General features: G+C 65.9%; 14 protein-coding genes. 8 read left to right on the top strand and 6 right to left on the bottom strand.

What is annotated here, in order from left to right; all coding sequences use genetic code 11:
* Positions 1 to 111: 111 nt before the first annotated feature.
* The 3 genes from GBG68_RS03845 to GBG68_RS14620 all read left to right on the top strand — a co-directional run bounded on the left by GBG68_RS03845 (position 112) and on the right by GBG68_RS14620 (position 3,952).
* On the top strand, positions 112 to 1,074 hold the full coding sequence (locus tag GBG68_RS03845) for an arsenic resistance protein (protein WP_152145312.1): 963 nt from the start codon (positions 112 to 114) through the stop codon (positions 1,072 to 1,074).
* A gap of 288 nt (positions 1,075 to 1,362) precedes the next feature.
* The gene (locus GBG68_RS03840) at positions 1,363 to 1,872 is read left to right on the top strand and encodes a hypothetical protein (protein ID WP_152145310.1); all 510 of its coding nucleotides are present in this window, start codon (positions 1,363 to 1,365) and stop codon (positions 1,870 to 1,872) included.
* A gap of 223 nt (positions 1,873 to 2,095) precedes the next feature.
* Entirely contained in the window at positions 2,096 to 3,952 is a 1,857-nt protein-coding gene (locus GBG68_RS14620) for a diguanylate cyclase domain-containing protein (RefSeq protein ID WP_152145308.1), read from the top strand.
* A 21-nt stretch (positions 3,953 to 3,973) separates the two neighbouring features.
* Here the strand turns inward: GBG68_RS14620 and GBG68_RS03830 are convergent, their stop codons facing one another.
* Positions 3,974 to 4,585, bottom strand: coding sequence for a TIGR04282 family arsenosugar biosynthesis glycosyltransferase (locus GBG68_RS03830; protein ID WP_152145306.1), 612 nt, complete (start codon positions 4,583 to 4,585; stop codon positions 3,974 to 3,976).
* Positions 4,586 to 5,554 carry an arsenosugar biosynthesis radical SAM (seleno)protein ArsS gene (arsS, locus tag GBG68_RS03825; RefSeq protein WP_152145304.1) on the bottom strand — a complete coding sequence of 323 codons (969 nt, stop codon included), beginning with the start codon at positions 5,552 to 5,554 and terminating at the stop codon, positions 4,586 to 4,588.
* Between the two features lie 169 nt (positions 5,555 to 5,723).
* Here arsS and GBG68_RS14525 point away from each other — a divergent pair, with 169 nt between their 5' ends.
* From GBG68_RS14525 to GBG68_RS03815, 3 genes are read left to right on the top strand one after another with little or no spacing between them, the layout of a single operon-like run.
* Positions 5,724 to 5,852 carry a hypothetical protein gene (locus GBG68_RS14525; protein ID WP_264297974.1) on the top strand — a complete coding sequence of 43 codons (129 nt, stop codon included), beginning with the start codon at positions 5,724 to 5,726 and terminating at the stop codon, positions 5,850 to 5,852.
* Between the two features lie 18 nt (positions 5,853 to 5,870).
* Complete coding sequence (locus tag GBG68_RS03820; protein ID WP_226801612.1) at positions 5,871 to 6,506, top strand: DUF3047 domain-containing protein; 636 nt, start codon at positions 5,871 to 5,873, stop codon at positions 6,504 to 6,506.
* Between the two features lie 8 nt (positions 6,507 to 6,514).
* Positions 6,515 to 8,653 carry an FAD-dependent oxidoreductase gene (locus GBG68_RS03815; protein WP_152145298.1) on the top strand — a complete coding sequence of 713 codons (2,139 nt, stop codon included), beginning with the start codon at positions 6,515 to 6,517 and terminating at the stop codon, positions 8,651 to 8,653.
* Positions 8,654 to 8,708: 55 nt separating this feature from the next.
* Here the strand turns inward: GBG68_RS03815 and GBG68_RS03810 are convergent, their stop codons facing one another.
* Both GBG68_RS03810 and GBG68_RS14615 read right to left on the bottom strand, forming a co-directional pair.
* Positions 8,709 to 9,548 carry a mechanosensitive ion channel family protein gene (locus tag GBG68_RS03810; protein ID WP_152145296.1) on the bottom strand — a complete coding sequence of 280 codons (840 nt, stop codon included), beginning with the start codon at positions 9,546 to 9,548 and terminating at the stop codon, positions 8,709 to 8,711.
* A 297-nt stretch (positions 9,549 to 9,845) separates the two neighbouring features.
* Positions 9,846 to 12,362: a putative bifunctional diguanylate cyclase/phosphodiesterase gene (locus GBG68_RS14615; protein WP_152145295.1), complete on the bottom strand. Its 2,517-nt coding sequence runs from the start codon at positions 12,360 to 12,362 to the stop codon at positions 9,846 to 9,848.
* Positions 12,363 to 12,512: 150 nt separating this feature from the next.
* Here GBG68_RS14615 and GBG68_RS03800 point away from each other — a divergent pair, with 150 nt between their 5' ends.
* Positions 12,513 to 13,592: an endonuclease/exonuclease/phosphatase family protein gene (locus GBG68_RS03800; RefSeq protein WP_226801610.1), complete on the top strand. Its 1,080-nt coding sequence runs from the start codon at positions 12,513 to 12,515 to the stop codon at positions 13,590 to 13,592.
* Positions 13,593 to 14,071: 479 nt separating this feature from the next.
* On the top strand, positions 14,072 to 15,052 hold the full coding sequence (otsB, locus tag GBG68_RS03795; RefSeq protein WP_193222206.1) for a trehalose-phosphatase: 981 nt from the start codon (positions 14,072 to 14,074) through the stop codon (positions 15,050 to 15,052).
* 28 nt (positions 15,053 to 15,080) lie between these two features.
* Here the strand turns inward: otsB and GBG68_RS03790 are convergent, their stop codons facing one another.
* Together GBG68_RS03790 and GBG68_RS14610 are read right to left on the bottom strand one after the other, a co-directional pair.
* Entirely contained in the window at positions 15,081 to 15,551 is a 471-nt protein-coding gene (locus tag GBG68_RS03790; RefSeq protein ID WP_152145291.1) for an Hsp20/alpha crystallin family protein, read from the bottom strand.
* Between the two features lie 263 nt (positions 15,552 to 15,814).
* Positions 15,815 to 18,349 carry a response regulator gene (locus tag GBG68_RS14610; RefSeq protein WP_152145289.1) on the bottom strand — a complete coding sequence of 845 codons (2,535 nt, stop codon included), beginning with the start codon at positions 18,347 to 18,349 and terminating at the stop codon, positions 15,815 to 15,817.
* Positions 18,350 to 18,416 lie beyond the last annotated feature (67 nt).

Genomic DNA, 18,416 nt, shown 5'->3' with positions numbered 1-18,416 from the left:
TCGCCGCCGCCAACTCGGCTTCGCCCAGGCTGCCGGCCTGCGGTGCTCCCACGGCCCGCTCCTAGTGCAGCGGGCACAATCCGGCGAGCGATCAATAGAGAAGTTACTCCGGTGACTCGCATCCAACTCGAGCGCAACCAGGTCTGGCTGTATCTGTTGGCGATCACCCTGGGGCTGATCCTGGGCAACACCTTTCCCGCGGCATTCAGTCATGTCGATACCCTGCTTTGGCCTCTGCTAGCCTTGCTGCTTTTCACCACCTTCACCCAGATACCACTGGCGCGGCCGGGTCAGGCTTTTCGCGACGCCCGCTTCATCGCCGCGGTGCTGATCGGCAACTTCCTGTTGGTGCCGGTCTTTGTCTGGGGGCTTTTGGCCCTGCTGCCGGCCTCTGATGCCATCCGGCTCGGGGTGTTGCTTGTGCTGTTGGTGCCCTGCACGGACTGGTTCGTCACCTTCGTCCAGCTCGGTGGAGGCGATGCGCGGCGCGCCGTGGTGGTGACGCCCATCAATCTGCTGCTGCAGCTGTTATTGTTGCCGATGTATCTATGGCTTTTCCTGGGGCGCGAACTGCTGCCGGCATTCGACCCGGGAACGTTGCTGGCCGTGGTGCTGGGGATTCTGCTCATGCCGCTGCTGTTCGCCGGCTGGATGCAAGGTGCCGCGCGACAACACGAGGTTTGGCGAGGCACGATCCGCCGCCTCGGCGGCTGGCCGGTGCCGCTGCTCGCGCTGGTGGTGTTTTTCATCGCCGCCTCCCAGGTACAGACCGTATTGGCTGGCCTGGACATGCTCGGCCGGGTTGCGCTGGTGTTTATCGCGTATCTGGTCGGCGCGGCCCTGTTCGGGCGCTGGCTGTCCCGTGCCTTCGCCCTGCCCCCGCCGGCGGCCCGGACTCTGACCTTCAGCCTGGGCACGCGAAACTCCTTCATGATGCTGCCGTTCGCCTTGGCCCTGCCGTCGGGCTGGGAGTTGGCCGCAGTGGCGATCGTGCTGCAGTCGCTGGTGGAGCTGTTTGGCATGTTGGTGTTTCTGGCCTGGCTACCGGAGCGGCTGTTTCCCCATCAGGAATAACCATCTGTTCAGTATCACCATGGCCACAGCGTGTACCCAGGGCATCATCGGCAGGCTGGGCCGAATGACTTATCACCGGATGAGCCCGGCAAACGCGCGAGTTGCCCAGCCCGCGATCCGGCCTTGTCCCGGCGCCTGCCGCATGCATGCCGGGGAACGCCCGCGGCGGCCCTTTCCCTTGGGACCACAGCGCGTGGCCTTGCCGTAGGGGTTATCACGTATTGCAAAGGACACCGCCGAGCGGCATCCCTTACCTGCGTCAGGGTTATTCGCGCAGGAGGTGCGGCGATGGCACAAGTACATGTACACACCTTGATTGGGCACCAGGAACTGGAATGGCGGCCTGTGCTGTGGAGCGGCCTGCTGGCCGGGGCCGTCTTTCTGTTGCTGGAAATGCTCATGGTGCCACTGTTCCTGGGGGGTAGTCCCTGGGGGCCGCCGCGAATGATTGCGGCCATGGTGCTGGGTTCGGGCGTGCTGCCGCCGCCGGCCGGCTTCGATGCCGGCATCGTGCTGACCGCGCTGATCGTCCACTTCGTGCTTTCCTGGGTGCTTGCCGGCATTTTCGCCTGGGTTTTCGGTGGTGTGCGCCTGTCGACGGCGCTGGTGGCGGGTGCCGGCTTCGGCCTGGCGGTTTACCTGGTCAACTTCTACGGCTTTACCGCGCTGTGGCCGTGGTTCGCCGGCGCCCGCAATGCCGTGACGGTGATCGCCCACCTGGCTTTCGGTCTTGTCCTGGCCTGGACTTACGTGGGCATCAGCCAGAAACACCGCCACCATGGTTTAGGGAGGCACTGACCAATTCCCAGCGGTTGCACCGCACTCTTCTCGCCAATCGCACAGCCCGGGCCACCGGCAGGAGCGGTGATGGCGACCTGGGAAAGAAACACACTGCCGGCGCAGCGCCTCCGCCTTCATCGCTTCCGTGGCGGTGGAGGCGGAAGCGATGGCGTGCACACTAACTTCCAGGATGTCGCAGTGAGCATCCACCGAACTCCTGTTCAGCGAGGGAGATCAGACAGTGGTAAAAACACCCCAGCACCTCTTGCGCCAATATGCATTTTACGCGCTCAGTCTGCTCGGTGTGCTCGCCCTGCTGGATGCCTGGTCCGATTACCGTGATGCCACCTCCAGCCGATTTGCGCGGCTGGAGGTGGAAGCGCGCTTGTTTGCAGAGCACGCGGAGCTGTCCCTCGCCTCCGCGGAAACCGTGCTCACGGACGTGGTCGGGCTGGTCCACGATACGAGCCTGGACGAAGTTGCCAGCGCCTTGGAATACGCCGCTTCTCTGCGGCGGCGGCTGGATCAGCTCCCGCAACTGACCTCTCTGGCCATGGTCGACAGTGAAGGGAGGGTACGTTTCTGGAGTGGTGGCCCGACGGAGATGCTGGGCACGGTCATTGGCGAGCGGGATTACTTCCACGCCCATCGAACTGACCCCTCGCTGCGAATCAGTGCGCCGGTGGTGGGTGCGGGCAGCGGCCGATACCTGGTACCGGTCAGTATGGGGCTGGCGCCCCAAGGGGGGGCTTTCGCCGGGATCGTGGTGGCCATGCTGGACGTGAACTATTTCGAGCGCTTTTACGCCCTGCTGCCGGAGGCCTCCGATCGTCGTCTGCTCATGTACCTGGACAATGGCGCCTTGCTCACCCGCAGCCGCAACGAAGCCTCCTTGTCCGATTCGGAGCAGCGCATAGTGCCGGGCTGGGCTCCCGCAGAACGTGGTATCGCGCCCTGGGGTGGGCGCGGGGAGGAGAACCTTTACGTCAGAAAGGGCTTGCGCGGATACCCGGTAGAGGTGGCCGTCGGGAGCCCTTACAGCCTGTTGATCAATGCTCTGTGGCTGGAGTGGTTCTGGACCGCAGTGATCTTGATCGCCCTCGGTGGCGGCGCGCTGTTCGCCATCCGTATGGTGCGCCGGGCCTTGCGCGTTGCAGAGCAAGCCAACGAGAACACCTTGCGCCAGGCGCAGGAACAGCACCGCGCGGAAACACTGGCGCGGGAGATCACTCGCCGCCTGCCCAGCGGCCGAGTGGCTGTGCTGGATGCCGAACTGCGCTACGTCTTCGCCGAGGGGAAGCCTCTTGCCGACGAGCTTGGGCTGGATAATGCGGCATTGATCGGGCAATCGCTGGCGGACGTTCATCCGCCACCCAGCGCTCAGGCCCTCACGGAGATCGCCCGAACCGCGCTGACCGGCGCGGAGTCTGGCGGGGAAATCGCCTACGGCGACCGGTGTTACAAGGTCATCGGAGCGCCTTTGCGCGATGAGGCCGATGAGGTGGAACAGGTGCTGCTTCTCGCTCAGGACATCACCGAGTTCAAGCAGATACAGAAGACATTGCAGGTGCGCAACAAGGAGCTGGAGTGTCTCTCCTACACGGATCCGCTGCTGGGCATCGCCAACCGCCGCGCCTTCGACGAGGCTCTGCCAAGGGAGTGGCGCCGCGCCCGGCGCAGAAGCCTGCCGCTGGCACTGCTGCTTGTGGATGTGGACCGCTTCAAGCTCTATAACGACAGCTACGGCCACAGCGAAGGCGACCAGGCGCTCATCCGGGTCGGAAAAGCGCTGCGGCGCGCGGTGTCCCGCCCGGCGGATCTAGTGGCGCGATACGGTGGCGAGGAATTCGTGGTGCTGTTGCCGGAAACCGATGAAAAGGGGGCCCAAGAGGTGGCGGGTCGGATTCACCGCGGGCTGGCTGAAGCCGCCATACCCTTCCCCGTGGCGCCGGCACCGGGGCGGCTGACGGTGAGCATCGGCCTTGCCGCGATCATACCGGTGCCGGGCGTGCACGTGGCCGGTTTGATGCAAGCCGCCGACCGGGCCTTGTACGCTGCCAAGGAGGGCGGCCGCAATCGTACCGTGGCGGGCCACTGAGAAAGCTGGTCCCGGGGCGACTCAGCCGGGCGCGAGCCAGGCGGCCGGCAAGCTGGACAGCTGTGGTGGTTCATCCACATCTTCCAGCACTTCGCCTTCCCACCAGTCCCAGCCCAATGTCTTCAGCCGCTCCCGGGTCGCCGCCATAACCCGTGGGGTACTCCAGGCTATATCGGTGAACAAGTGCCGGTTCTCCCGGCGCAGGCCCACCAGACAATAGCCGCCATCCCGGGTGGGGTAGAAAACCGCCGTTGTGCCTGCCTTCAGCCGCGCGGCGGCGCGCCCAAGCCGGCCCGCATCCAGCGCGGGGCAATCCGTGCCGATCAGCAGAACTTCCTCGTGCGCCTTCAGCGCGCGCGCGATGGCTCGGTGCATGCGCACACCCAGATCGCCCTCGCCCTGATCCGTATGCGCCAGCCCGGCCTCCGCCGCCGCCCGCGCCAGTACAGGGTCCCGGTCCGGCGCGCCGCACAGCTCGCCACTGCCAAGCCCGGCGCCGCAGACCTGGGCCAGGGTGTGATCGAGCATGTGGGTGGCGATTCGCGCCGCGGCCCGGTCACCCACCGCTCTGGCCAGCCGGGTCTTTACCCGTCCCGGCATGGGAGCCTTGGCAAAGACGATCAGGTGCGCCATTCACGCACCCTGCAACGCGCCGCCACAACTGCTGCCCTGCCCCGCGGTGCAGCCGTAACAGTGGTCGGCCACAGTGATCGCGCGGCCCTCGGTATCCGTCTCCAACAGATCCCGCAGATGCGGACGCGCCGCGTCCACGGCTTGCAGGGGCAGCCCGAGCATCTGGTTGAAATCGCAATCGTACAGATAGCCCTGATAATCCACGCTCACCAGGCCGCGGCACATCACCTGAGGAACATTCTCCGGCTTGTGATTCTCCTTGAGCAGGCGCATGTAATCCGCGAACTGGCCACGGGAAATCAGTGTGCTGCCGAAGCGTTGTATGGGCATGTTGGCGAGCGTGAACAGCCCCGTGAAGACCACACCGAAACGGGCACGCAGTTCGCGTTTGTAATCGGCCTGTAGCGCTTCCTGGCCCGGCGGCAGGGTGGGACCCAGCGGGTTGTAGACCAGGTTGAGTGCCCGCCCGCTGCCCTCCACGCCGTAGCCCAGAGCATTGAGCTGGCGCAAGCCGGCGATGCTGCGCTGGAACACGCCATCGCCCCGCTGGCTGTCCACATTGTCGGCGGAATAGCAGGGCATGGAGGCGATCACCTCCACGTCATGCTCGGCGAGAAATTCCGCCAGATCCTCCTGCCCCGGCTCACTGAGCACGGTCAGGTTGCAGCGGTCGATCACGTGTATGCCCTGTTTGCGCGCTCGACGCACCAGTTCTCGAAAATGCACGTTCAACTCCGGCGCGCCCCCGGTCAGGTCCAGGGTACGTACGCCGCGACGCCGCGACACCTCCAGGGCAAGCTCCATGGTCTCCAGATCCATGGCCTCCTTGCGACTGGGGCCGGCATTCACGTGACAGTGCAGACAGGCCTGGTTGCAGCGGTAGCCCAGGTTCATCTGCAAGGTCTCCAGGGCCCCGCGGCGCAGCCGAGGGAAATCGGTATCGCGAAGCAAGGGCAGCACGGCGTGCATGGCGACTCCTGAAAAGCGTTATTAAGGTAGCGGGCTACAGGCTCCCGCAATTGCAGGCGGCTGACAATAAGTACCAACCCCTACCCCCGGATACGGGGCTTCACGTATAGACGCCGCTCGGGCGGCGCGATTAACTGGGGGGTAGCTGACCGCCGAGGAGAATACCAATATGGATCCGGCCCTCGCCTTTCGGGCGTTCCCGTATGACCACCCCTGCCGGCGCTCCTGTCATCGGCCCATCGCCGACGGGCCGGATTACCCGCTGGCGCAGGGGCGCCATGCGGCGGCTTTCATTTGACTCATGAGAGAGGCGCTCATGCGACCCGGGCTGTTTTCATCGATCCCCTTGCTGCTGCTGCTCGCCAGTGCCACGGCGGCCGAGATCCCGGCCTTTTCCCGGACCGGCCTGTCAGGTTGGGAAGAGCGTTCCTTCGAGGGCAACAGCCGCTACCGCCTGGAAGAGCAAAATGGCCGCCAGGTACTGCATGCCAGTTGCGACGGTACGGCCTCGGTGCTCTACCGGGAGCAGGAAGTGGACCTGCGGGAAACACCCATCCTGCGTTGGCGCTGGCGGGTGGACGAGGTTTTCCAGGGCAATGACGAGCGCAGCAAGGCCGGCGACGATTACGCCGCCCGGGTCTATGTGGTGGTGGATGGCGGCCTGCTTCCCTGGCGCACCCTGGCCGTGAACTATGTCTGGGCCGGCGGCGAACCCCGCGGGCAGGCCTGGCCCAATGCCTTTACCGGCAATGCCATGATGCTGGCCCTGCGCTCCGGGGAACGCGATACCGGCGCCTGGCGCGAGGAGCGGCGCGATGTGCGGGAGGACTTTCGCCGCCTGCACGAGCGGGAAATCGACGTCATCGACGGCGTTGCGCTGATGACCGATTGCGACAACACCGGCGGCCAGGCCGAGGCCTGGTTCGGCGATATCCGTTTCGAAGCTCGATAGAGGTGCCCGTGAGGTATTCCCGTTGGTTCCTGCTGGCCGCCCTGCTGATCGCGGTGCTGGCCTTCTTCGCCCTGGACCTGGGGCGTTATCTGAGCCTCGATTGGCTGAAGGCCCAGCAATCGGCGCTGCAACATCTGGTGGCCACCCACTGGCTGCCCGCGGCCCTCGCCTATTTCGGCCTTTACGTGCTGGTTACCGCGCTCTCCTTGCCGGGGGCGACGATCATGACGCTGGCCGGCGGTGCCGTGTTCGGGCTGGCGGCCGGCAGCGTACTGGTCTCGTTCGCCTCCACCCTGGGCGCCTTTCTCGCCTTTCTCATCGCCCGGGGCCTGTTGCGCGAGACCGTGGCGCGGCGCTTCGGCGCGCGGCTGGAGGCGGTGGACCGGGGCGTGCGCGAGGACGGCGCCTTTTATCTGTTCACCCTGCGCCTGGTGCCTATCTTCCCCTTCTTCGTCGTCAACCTGGTGATGGGGCTGACCGCCATACGCGCCTGGACCTACTGGTGGGTCAGCCAGCTGGGCATGCTGCCGGCGACCCTGGTCTATGTGAACGCCGGCACCCAGCTCGCCGCCGTGGATTCCCCCGGCGACATCCTCTCCCCCGGCCTGCTGTTCTCCTTTGCCCTGCTGGGCATCTTTCCCTTACTCGCCAAGAAGGGGCTCACCATGCTGAAAACCGCCAAGGCCCTGAGCGGCCACCGCAAACCCCGCCACTTCGATCGCAATCTGGTGGTGATCGGCGCCGGCTCCGGCGGCCTGGTGGCAAGCTACATCGCCGCCGCGGTCAAGGCCCGGGTCACCCTGATCGAGAAATCCCGCATGGGTGGTGATTGCCTGAATACCGGCTGCGTGCCCTCCAAGGCGCTGATACGCACCGCCCGCTTCGTCGATGAGGCACGGCGCTGTCAGGATTACGGCGTGCAGGAGGCGGAAGTGCGGCTGGATTTCGCCAAGGTGATGGCGCGTATCCAGAATGTGGTGCGGCAAATCGAGCCCCATGATTCCGTGGAGCGCTACCAGGGGCTCGGAGTAGAGGTGATCGAGGGAGAGGCGCGCATCACCTCCCCCTGGACCGTGGAGGTGAACGGCCACACCTTGAGCACCCGGGCGATCGTTGTGGCGGCCGGAGCCTCGCCGCTGGTGCCGCCCATACCCGGCCTGGCGGAAGCGGGTTATCTGACCTCGGATACCGTGTGGGAGCTGCGCGAGCAACCCCGGCGGCTGCTGGTGCTGGGGGGCGGCCCGATAGGCTCGGAGCTCGCCCAGGCCTTCTCCAGGCTGGGCTCACAGGTGATTCAGGTGGAGATGGGTGAGCGCCTGCTGCCCCGAGAGGATCCGGACATCGCCGAGCGGGTACAGCGGCAATTTCGTGACGAGGGCATCGATCTGCGGCTGGCGCACCGAGCGGTGGAGGTGAAACGCCGTGGCGAGGCGCTGAGCGTTGTCTGCGAGCACCAGGGCAAGCAGGTCGAGATCGAATGCGACCGGATACTGGTGGCTCTGGGGCGTGCCGCCCGGGTAGAAGGCTACGGGCTGGAAGAGCTGGGCGTGCAGCTCACCTCCCGGCACACGCTGGGGGTGAACGATTTCATGCAGACCAGCATTCCCACGATCTATGCCTGCGGCGACGTGGCAGGCCCCTACCAGTTCACCCATGTGGCCTCCCACCAGGCCTGGTACGCGTCGGTGAACGCCCTGTTCGGTTCACCCCTGAAGCGTTTTCGAGTGGATTACCGGGTCATCCCCTGGGCCACCTTCACCGATCCGGAGGTGGCGCGCGTGGGGCTGTCGGAAACGGAAGCGCGGGAGCGCGGTATCGCCTACGAACTCACGGAGTACGATCTGGCGGATCTGGATCGGGCCATCGCCGACGGCGAGGCCCGTGGCGTGGTGAAAGTGCTGACCGCGCCGGGGAAGGACCGCATTCTGGGCGCGACCATCGTCGGCTCCCATGCCGGAGAATTGATCGCGGAATTCGTGCTGGCGATGAAGCACGGGCTGGGCCTGAACAAACTTCTGAGCACCATCCACATCTACCCCACCTGGGCGGAGGCGAACAAGTACGCGGCGGGCGTCTGGCGCAAGGCACACAGCCCGGAGGGCCTGTTGCGCTGGCTGGAGCGGTTTCACCGCTGGCGGCGGGGCTGAGTGCAAGGGGGGGGGCGGCGACAGGCGCGCGCCCTCCCCTTTCGCTCCTGGAAACTCAGCCCAGGCTCTGCTCATCGCTGGCGACGTGCACGGTTCGCTGCGGGAAAGGAATACTGATGCCCTCCGCGTCGAATGCCTTCTTCACCCGCTCCTGCATGTCCCAGTAGAAAGGCCACAGGTCAGCGGATCGGGTCCAGGCCCGCACGGTGAGGTTGACGGAACTGTCGGCCAACGCCCCCACCACGATCAAGGGCTCCGGCTCCTTGAGGGCGCGCTCGTCTTCCTCGATCAAGCGTCGGCAGATGGCCTTGGCCTTGTCGATATCGTCGTCGTAACCGATGCCGAAGCTCATCTCGCAACGCCGGGTCTCGTAGGCGCTGAGGTTGGTCAGGCTGCTGTTGGAGAGATTGCCGTTGGGAATGACGATGCGGCGATTATCGAAGGTATTGACGATGGTGTAGAGGATCTGGATCTCCACCACGCTGCCCAGATACCCCTGGGCCTCGATCACATCGCCCACCTTGAAGGGCTTGAAGATCAGGATCAGCACCCCGCCGGCGAAGTTCGCGAGACTGCCCTGCAACGCCAGACCAATGGCCAGGCCCGCGGCACCGATCACCGCCACGAAGGAGGTGGTGGCAATGCCGATCATGGAGGCCACCGAGATGAGCAGCATCACCTTCAGCGCCACGCTGATCACGCCGGAGAGGAACTTGCCCAGCGTCGGGTCCCTGGCGCTGAGCTTCTTGTCCAGCACATTGACGAAGCGCTTGATCAGCCACAGGCCCGCCAGCAGGGTGACGATGGCCAGCAATACCTTGGGCGCATAACCCAGGAGCAGGGCTATTCCCCGCTCCATCAAGGCGTTGGCGTCGGCTCCTGCGAGTTCTTCCATGTATTGTTCCTTCAGTAGCGGTTGAATGTCCGGATGCGGCCCTCTTCATCGAGCGAGCGCAGATGATTTCTCAAGGCTTGCATGCTCCCTTATCTCTTGGTTTCAGTCGCTGAAACGGCCTCGCCGCGGCGAAGGCGTGCCGGTCGGGTCGCCCACCCGGCGCGAGGCGAACAGTTGGTTTGCGGCTTTCTCCAACAACGGGTGGCAGGCCTCTGCGACGACGTCGCCGGGCCCGGCTGCTGGGGCAAGCGTGCTCAAGCCGCCGCCCGCGCTGCGCACCCCAAGCGTTGATGGCTTTCAGCGGGCATCAGCGCCACCATGGTGGAATTCCGCCGCCGGCACAGGATAGCCGAAGTAATAACCCTGTGCTTCATAGCAGCCGCGGCTGCGCAGCCAGCGGGCGGCGGCGGCGGTTTCCACGCCCTCCGCCACCACCTCCATGCCCAGGCTCGCGCCCAGCCGTATGATGGCCCTGGCGATGGCCGCGTCCTCCTTGTTGCCTGGAATCTGGCGAATGAAGGTTTTGTCGATCTTCAGGGCATCCACCGGAAAGCGTTTCAGGTAACTGAGGCTGGAGTAGCCGGTGCCGAAGTCATCCACGGCCAGCCGCACGCCCAGCGCCTTCAGTTCCCGCAGCCGGTCATTGGCGCCGGCAGTGTCGCCCATGAAAACGCCTTCGGTGACTTCCAGCTCCAGCCGGCCCGCCGGCACCCGGAATTCCCGCAGTGCCCCGCGAACCTGCTCCAGCAGGCTTTCGTGGCGAAACTGCACCGGCGAAACGTTCACCGCCACCCGGATAGGGGGTTTGCCGGCATCCGCCCAGGCTCGCATCTGCGCGCAGGCATGGTGCAATACCTGCTCGCCCAGGCTGAGGATTAGTCCGCTGTCCTCCGCCACGGGGATGAAGCGCGCCGGGGAGATGGCGCCGCGGCGTGGGTGCACCCAGCGCAGCAAGGCCTCGGCCGCCAGCAGGCGCCGGCTGCGCAGATGCAATCGTGGCTGGTAGTGCAAGCTCAGGCGGCCCTGTTCCATGGCCTCGCGCAGAGCCGTCTCCAGGAACAGGTGTTCCCGGGCGCGGCGGTTCATATCAGCCGTGAAGTAGACAAACCCGTTGCGGCCCTGCTCCTTGGCGTGATACATGGCGATATCGGCGTGCTTGACCAGTTCCCGAGCCTGCTCGGCGTCATCCGGGTACAGGCTTATGCCCATGCTGGTGGTGATGTGAAGCTGGTGGCCATTGGCCTGGTAGGGCGCCGCGATGCGCGTGATCAATTCCTGGGCCAGGTCGGCCAGCTGTTCGGCACTGCCCGGGTCCTCCAGCAGCAATACGAATTCATCGCCGCCGTAACGGCTCACGGTGTCATTGCGCCTGACCACCTGCTTGAGACGCTCAGCCACCTGGCGGAGCAACTCGTCGCCGGTCTCGTGCCCCAGGGTATCGTTGACCTGCTTGAACCGGTCCAGGTCGAGAAAGCACACGGCCAGCCGTTTGCCGTTGCGCCGCGCCCCGGCCAGAGCCTGCTCCAGGCGATCCGCCAGCAGGCTGCGGTTGGGTGCACCGGTGAGCGGGTCGTGGGTGGCCTCGAAGGCCAGCTGTCGCGCCAGCGCCTGTTGCAGTGTTATATCCCGCAGCAGCACCACATCTCCCTCGATGCCCTGACCGCTCCGCAGCGGCTCGCGTTGCACGTCCACCCAACGGTCCTGGCCCGGTGCCGTGCATAGCAGTCGCCGGGCAGGTCGCTCACTCAGCGTCTCCCATGCCTGCTCGGCCGCCTCGGGCCGACCCGCGTCCCGGCGCAGTTGCAGCACTTCGTGAATGGGTTGCTGCTGCATGCTGTCCAGGGGCAAGCCGCACAGTCGAGCCGCCGCCGGGTTGGCGTAACGCACACGCCCGCTGCGATCCACGGAAATCACCCCTTCGCTGATGGACGCGAGTATGCGCTCGGCCCAGCGTCGCTCCCCCGCCAGGGCCTGGCGTGTGTTGTGCTGCTCGGTGATATCCACGGAAACGCCCAGGCAGCCAATGATTCGTCCGGTATCGTCGCGCAAGGGCTCCACATTGCGCTGGTACCGGCGCCCGCCCCGCCAGCCTTCGTTGCTCACGGACTGACCGCGCAGGGCGTGCTCGAGCATACGGGGCAGCGGATCCGTGTCGGCCTGGGACAAGGGAAGCAGATCGGTCGGCCGCTGCCCGATCACCTGTTCAGCGTTCAAGCCCTGTGCGGTCAGACCTCGACCGGAAGCCGTGGTGATACGCATGCGGGTATCGGTGGTCCATATGGTGGCGGGAAGTTGCTCGAGGACACGGGACAGCTGTCGATGGGCGGCTTCGTTGCGGCGGATTTCGTGCGCGCGTTCCAGGGCGGCGGCAGCCGGCGCCGCCAGGACGCGCAACAGCTGCTCGCTGCTGTGCATGGATCGGGGTCGCTGCAGGCGCAACAGGCAATGAAGCTGCCCGGGGGGTGCCTCGGGCAGGTACCAGTACTCGCGGTCCAGGCGCTGCAGGACACTCCCGGGCCGTAGCCCCTGGAGCCGGGCGAGCAGGACTTTTTTCAGCGGCACGGTCAGTGTGCTTACCCGGACTCGACGATATTCCCGGGCGAAATGCCCCCGGGCGATAACCGACCGCAGCTCGCGATCCACCAGCAGAATGCTGACGGCCCGCGCATCGCAGCTTTGTCGAATTCCGGCGAGAAGCCCGCGCAAAAGGGTATCCAGGCAACGCTCTGCGCTAAACGCCTTCCACAAGGCATTCACCCAGTCCGCTTCCCCACTGGCATGGCGGACGATAGCCGCGTGCAGATCGTCCCCCATGTGGCCTCCGCGCGGTGTAGTTTCCCGCAGATGTTGGGCTCGGGCCGTGCCCCCGCAAGGGCGTTTGTTGCAAGCGCCTCGGAAGGGCACAATGAGACTCTCTAAGGGGGGGCACTAAGCAATGACCGGGAGAACGGCAAAGGTGAGGGCTTGACCATCCTGGCCTGGGCAGCCGCGTCACTGGCGGTGCTGCTGTTCGTGCTGACCGCGCTGCCCTGGTCGCGTTCTACGCGCTGGTGGGTGCGAGGCCTGGATTTCCCCCGCCTGCAGTTGCTGGCCGTCGCCCTGGTGCTTATGCCGGTGCTGTATCTGGTGCTGGCGCCGGGCCCCTTGCGCACCGCGCTGCTGGCCTTGGTCGCCCTGTGCCTGGCCTGTCAACTCTGGTGGGTCCTGCCATACTCCCCGCTGTACCGTCGCGAGGTGCCCGATGCGGTGGCCAGGCCCGGCGAGCCGCTCTCGGTGCTCACCGTCAATGTGTTGATGGATAACCGGAACGCCCAGCGCCTGCTGACGATAATCCGCGCTCAGCGACCGGACGTGGTGCTGGCTCTGGAGCCGGATGCCTGGTGGCAGGCGCAACTGGACCAGCTGGCCGCCGACTACCCCCATAGTCTCAAGTGCCCACTGGACAACCTCTACGGCATGCTGGTCTATTCCCGTCTGCCCCTGGACGCAGGGCAGGTGGTTTTTTTGGTGGAGGACGGCATCCCCTCGGCTCACGCCACGCTGCGCATGCCCTCGGGCCGTGAAGTGGCCTTGCATTGCCTGCACCCCAGGCCCCCCAGCCCGCCCGAGAGCGACAGCGCCGGCCCTCGGGACGCGGAGCTGCTGGTGGTGGGACGCGACCTGCGCGGTCGGGACAAGCCCATCATCGTCGCCGGGGATCTCAACGACGTGGCCTGGTCCCATACCACCCGCCTGTTCCGCAAGGTCAGCGGTCTGCTGGATCCGCGGGTGGGCCGCGGCATGTACAACAGCTTCCATGCGCAGCTTTGCTGCTTGCGCTGGCCTTTGGATCATCTGTTCCACAGCGAGCATTTCGCGGTGGAGACCATACGACGGCTGCCGGCGTTCGGTTCCGATCATTTTCCCTTGTACATACGCCTGCGCCTGCTGGAGACGCCGGAAAGCGCCGCGCAGGGTCCGGACGCCGATGGGGAGGACCTGGCCGAGGCGAGGCGCAAGCGTCGGGAGGAGGACGTCAATCAGGTACACGCCCCCCGTGTCTAGACGCCTGCGGGGCCCGATTCAGGCAAGCTCGTACTGGGTCGCTGTGGGAAGGTACGGGGTGCGAAGCGCTCTTGTCAGTTATTGTCCGGGCGACAACAGACGTTCCCTATCCGCCAGCGCCAACAAAGCTCTCGACGAGGCCAGGCTCCGCGTTCGCGATCGGGTGGTCTCCGCTGGGCAATACGGGTCATCGTTCCCGCCATGCCGAGAAGAACCGCTGCCCAAGACTTGCACTCGCCGGCTTCGACCCGCACGAGAGCATCATGGTCGAACCCCTGCAACCTACTGCCTTGCCCCCACGCCCCACGGACACAGCGACCCCGGTCCTGGTCCTCGGGCCTGACGTTTCGCCACCACCGTCGTGGGACAGCCACGCCACCGCCCTCCCCCTTCGCAGAATAAGGCTGAGCAAGGCCGAGGACACCCGGCACGCCCTCGCGCAGCTGCCTCATTGCCCGGGCATCGCAGGGGCGCCCCTGGTGCTGCTCGCCGCAGAGCCCGAGCTGTTGGCCCGGGCACGGGCGCTGGGCTACGCCCTTGTGGTGGGCTTGGCCGGCCGGCATGCTCGCTCCACCCTCCTGAAAGCCGGTGCGGATCTGGTGCTGCGCCGCATCGAGGAACTGGACCCGCACCATCTGCCAACACGCCAGCTACCGAGCGCTTTCGCCGCCATACACACCTTGCGGGCCGAGTTGAAGAGCGCCACCCCGCGCCTCTTTCTGGACTATGACGGCACCTTGACCCCCATCGTGGACCAGCCGGCCCAGGCCAGGCTCACTGAGCACCAGCGTGCAATACTGCGCAGCGTATCCGCACGGGCAAAAATTGCCCTGGTCAGCGGCCGAGACCTGGCGGATCTGCGCCGGCGCGTGGCACTGCCCGAGCTGATCCAGGTGGGAAGCCACGGTTATGAAGCGCTGGAGCCGGCAGGCGGTCACTGGGTTCACCCGGATGCGGGCCCGGCCACGAGGGCGCTTGCCGAGCTGGAAAGGGTTCTTCGTTTCCAGCTTCCGCAGTGGCCCGGGTGCGTGGCGGAGCGCAAGGCCTATGGGCTGGCAATCCATTACCGACACTTGCCCGAGCACCGGGTGGGCGCTCTGGAGCAATGGCTGCTTGGCCTCGCGGGGCGGTGGCCTGCGCTACGCCCGCGGGATGGCAAGAAAGTGCTGGAATTCGTGCCGGACCTGGCCTGGGACAAGGCGCGGGCCGTGAAGAGGCTGCTGGCCGGGGCCATGAGAGGCCGGGGGCCGGCAGTCTACATCGGCGATGACCTCACCGATGAGGATGTATTCTTCCACCTGAGGGGCGAGATCATCGGTTTGCGGGTGGGCAAGGAAGCGGGAGCCAGTTACGCGCAATACCAGCTCGATGATGTGGAGGCCGTCTATCGGCTGCTATGGGAGCTCGTCAGGCCAGGCGTCTCCCGCAGCGATCAGGGCCCGCCACGCCGCGGGCCCTGAACAGGGCTGCCTGCACTCAGCCCCTGCTCTATTGAACAGTGATCCGCTTGCGGCGGGATTGTTCCACCTTCGGCAAGGTCAGCTCCAGCATCCCGTCCTTGAAGGAGGCCTTGGCCTTGTCGCCATCCACCAGGCAGGGCAAGGGGATGGTGCGCAGGTACTCGCCGCGGGAGATTTCCGCCCGGTAGTAGTTGCCCTTCTCGGTGCGTTCCTCGTGATGGCGGGTGGCATGCAGGCTCACGCTCTGTTCGTCCACGGTGATGTCCAGGTCTTCCTTCTTCACGCCGGGCAGTTCGGCGCGCAGAACCATCTCCGATTCTCGATCCATCAAGTCCACGCGGGGCATGTTGCCGTGAATCTCCGCTTCACCCCAGAGCCCTGAGCGCCAGGGACGAAGATCGTTGAACAGGCGCTCGATCTCCTCGAAGGGCCGACCCCAGCGCTGGGGCGTGGTGCGCATGATGCCGCCCTCGGACTGTTCTTCTCTCTCTTTGGCCATGATCCGTCACCTCGATTGATTGCAGACAACAGCACGAGCTCGCCTGCGCAGTAAGGTGGGGCCGTCGTTGGCGCGATCAAACCATGAGAAAGGCTTATTCCCCCCTTGAGGCGCGGGGCGGCGGGCCTGCTGATGATCCCCCTGGCGGCACAAGCCCTTCCCAGCCGTCGCTGACCGGGAACTGGCCCTGCGCGGCTCCGGCGGCAGCGACAAGGACCTCGACAACAACCGTTGGGCGGGGGCCGCCGTGGGCCGCCCTCTGCTCAGGGCTGCTGATTGCGAATCTCGCCCAGCAGCTCTTCAGTGGAGCCACCCTTGGTGAGATAGGACTGGGCGCCGGCGGCCAGCATCGCGCCCTCCATGTCACGTTGGTCGTGCATGGACAGCCCGATCACACGAGTCTGCGGGTGGCGGATACAGATGCGCCGTGTCGCCTCTATGCCGTTCAGACGCGGCATGCCCACGTCCATGATCACCACGTCGGGCTTCAGGCGATCAGCCAAGCGCACCGCTTCCAGTCCGTCCGCGGCCTTGCCCACCAGCTCGATATCCGGCGTTTCGCCCAACACTTTCGCCAGGCCCTCGCGCAACATCTCATGATCGTCCGCCAGGAGTACGCGTATACGGTCCAGCGGGATGCGCAGCTGGGCAGACGAGGCTTCGGCCGAGGGCACGGGCTGCCGACGCTCCGTGGGCGGCAAGGCGCTGACGGGCAGGCTGAGACGCACCGTGGTCCCCTCCCCCGGCGCGGTTTCCAGGATGAATTGGCCACCCAGTACCTCGATACGCTCGCGGATGCTGAACAGGCCAAAGCCGCCACTGCCTTGGTAACGCACCGCCTCCGCGGCATCGAAACCTCGCCCATGGTCGCGGATGCCGATCCACAATTGCTGTTCCGCATCGCGCTCCAGCTCGATCTCCGCTTCCGAGATCCGGCCGTGCTTGACCACGTTGAACAACAACTCCCGCACCGCCTGGAACAGGAAGGCACGCAGGTCCTCGGGCAAGGGGTCTATTTCCTCGCCGGCGCGTACCGTCACCCGCAAGCCGTTCTTGTCCAGGGACCAGCGTGCCAGCCAGTCCAGCGCGGCTACCAAGCCGGCGTCATAGAGGATGGGGGGGCTGAGCTCCACGGTAAGCGAGCGGGAGGCATCCAGGGATTCATCGATCAATTCCGAAAGCTCGTGGAATACCGGCCCCGACCAGGCTTCGACGACCCGGTTCTGCAGATAGCTTACCCGCAGTTTGGCCGCCACCAAGAGCTGCTGCAGATGATCATGCAGCACCTCGGCGATGCGGCGGCGCTCCCTCTGTTCGGCGTTGGCCAGCTGCGCCGCCAACACCCGCAGCTGCGCGGCCCGCTGCTCCGCCTCTCGGGTGCGCTCCAGCACGCGCCGTTCCAGGGTCTCGTTGAGCGCCGCCAAGGCCCGCTCGGCCTGCTTGCGCTTGGTGATGTCGGTGAAGGTGGTCCGTACCAGGCGCCGCCCGGCCGGGTCCGGCAACGCCGTGGTGCGTATTTCCACCACGAACTCCTCGCCGGCGGCATTGCGGCGCAGCGCCTCCTCCACCACCAGCTCCCCGGCCAGGGCCCGGTCAGCCAGTTCGCGCATCTTTCCCCGGCTGTCGTTGCCGTCCAGGTCGTGGTCCGGCAGCAGCTCTCCCCAGGCCGTGTAGGGCATCTCCTCGCGGGGTATGCCGAACATCTCCAGGGCCTTGTCGTTCGCCTCCACCAGACACAGGGTATCCACGTCCAGCACCGCGATGGCTTCCGGGGCATGGTCCACCAGGGTCTTGTACTTGCGCTCGCTGGCAAGCAGCGCCTCACGGGTGCGCTCATTCACCACCGCCAGCCAGGTCCGTTCGGCCACGGCCTGGACCAGGGCGATTTCCTCGCTGCTCCAACGCCGCGCCCTGCCGTGCTGCACCACGAAACCGGCCACCAGGCGACCGTTCTTCACCAGCGGAACGATCACAGCGGCGCGGGTGCCGAATTCACGATAGACCTGGGCCAACTCGGCGCAATCCGGGTCGGTTTGGGTATCCTCCACGACAACGGTCTGACCAGCCTGCAATTGGTGCAGCAAGCTCGGGGAAATGGTCTGATCCAGATCCCAGCGCCCCACCATGGTAGCCTCGCCGGCGCTGTAATCCGCCATGGAGGCGACCCGGCGACCCGGCAGGTCGAATTCCACGTAGCCGGCCCGTGCCACACGCAGGTTGCGGCCCAGACGGTCCGCCGCGATGGCCATGATGCGACGGGGTTCATGGCAGCCGCGCAGGGCGTCATTGAATTGCCCCAGGAACATCTCCCGCTTGCGGGCCAGGTCGTCAGTCTGCCCGTCCGCGGCGGCCAAGCGGGCGGCCAACTCAAACGCGAAGCACAGCGCATCGAGGGCTTCGCCTATGGCATCGTCCGCGCCTTCTCTGCCCAGGACCAGGCAGTATACCGCCGAGCCGTCCCGCGCCAGGCTTATACGCGCAGTGCGATACATCCGCCAGCCAACACCGGCCAGCGCGCCGCCTCGCTCCAGCTCCACCAAGCCTTGCGCAGGCTGGGTGCTTAGGGCCAGCGCCTGCGAGAGCGCCGCGCCGCGCAATTCGGGGCCGGAAAGTGCAAGAGGAGACTGGGAAACAGACTCACCGGTTTCGCGCAACAAAATAGCGAGATGCGGATAGCGGGCATCAGCCCATTCCGAAAGGAGTGCGACGCGTCGTGACAGGGGCTCGCCTTCCATCGCGGCCCGATAAAAGGCGCGAGAGCCGGGACATGCCTCGGGCTGATGGGTTCTGCGTTCCATGCTGTTCCTGTATTACCCCGCCACGGGCGCTGCGGTCGTGGCTTTATAGTTGTTGTTGCTCGGCGCC

It is taken from the genome of Alkalilimnicola sp. S0819 (assembly GCF_009295635.1).
Classification (GTDB): domain Bacteria; phylum Pseudomonadota; class Gammaproteobacteria; order Nitrococcales; family WHIW01; genus S0819.
Note: the sequence above shows the minus strand (reverse complement) of the source record. Positions and strands in the feature narration are given on the sequence as shown.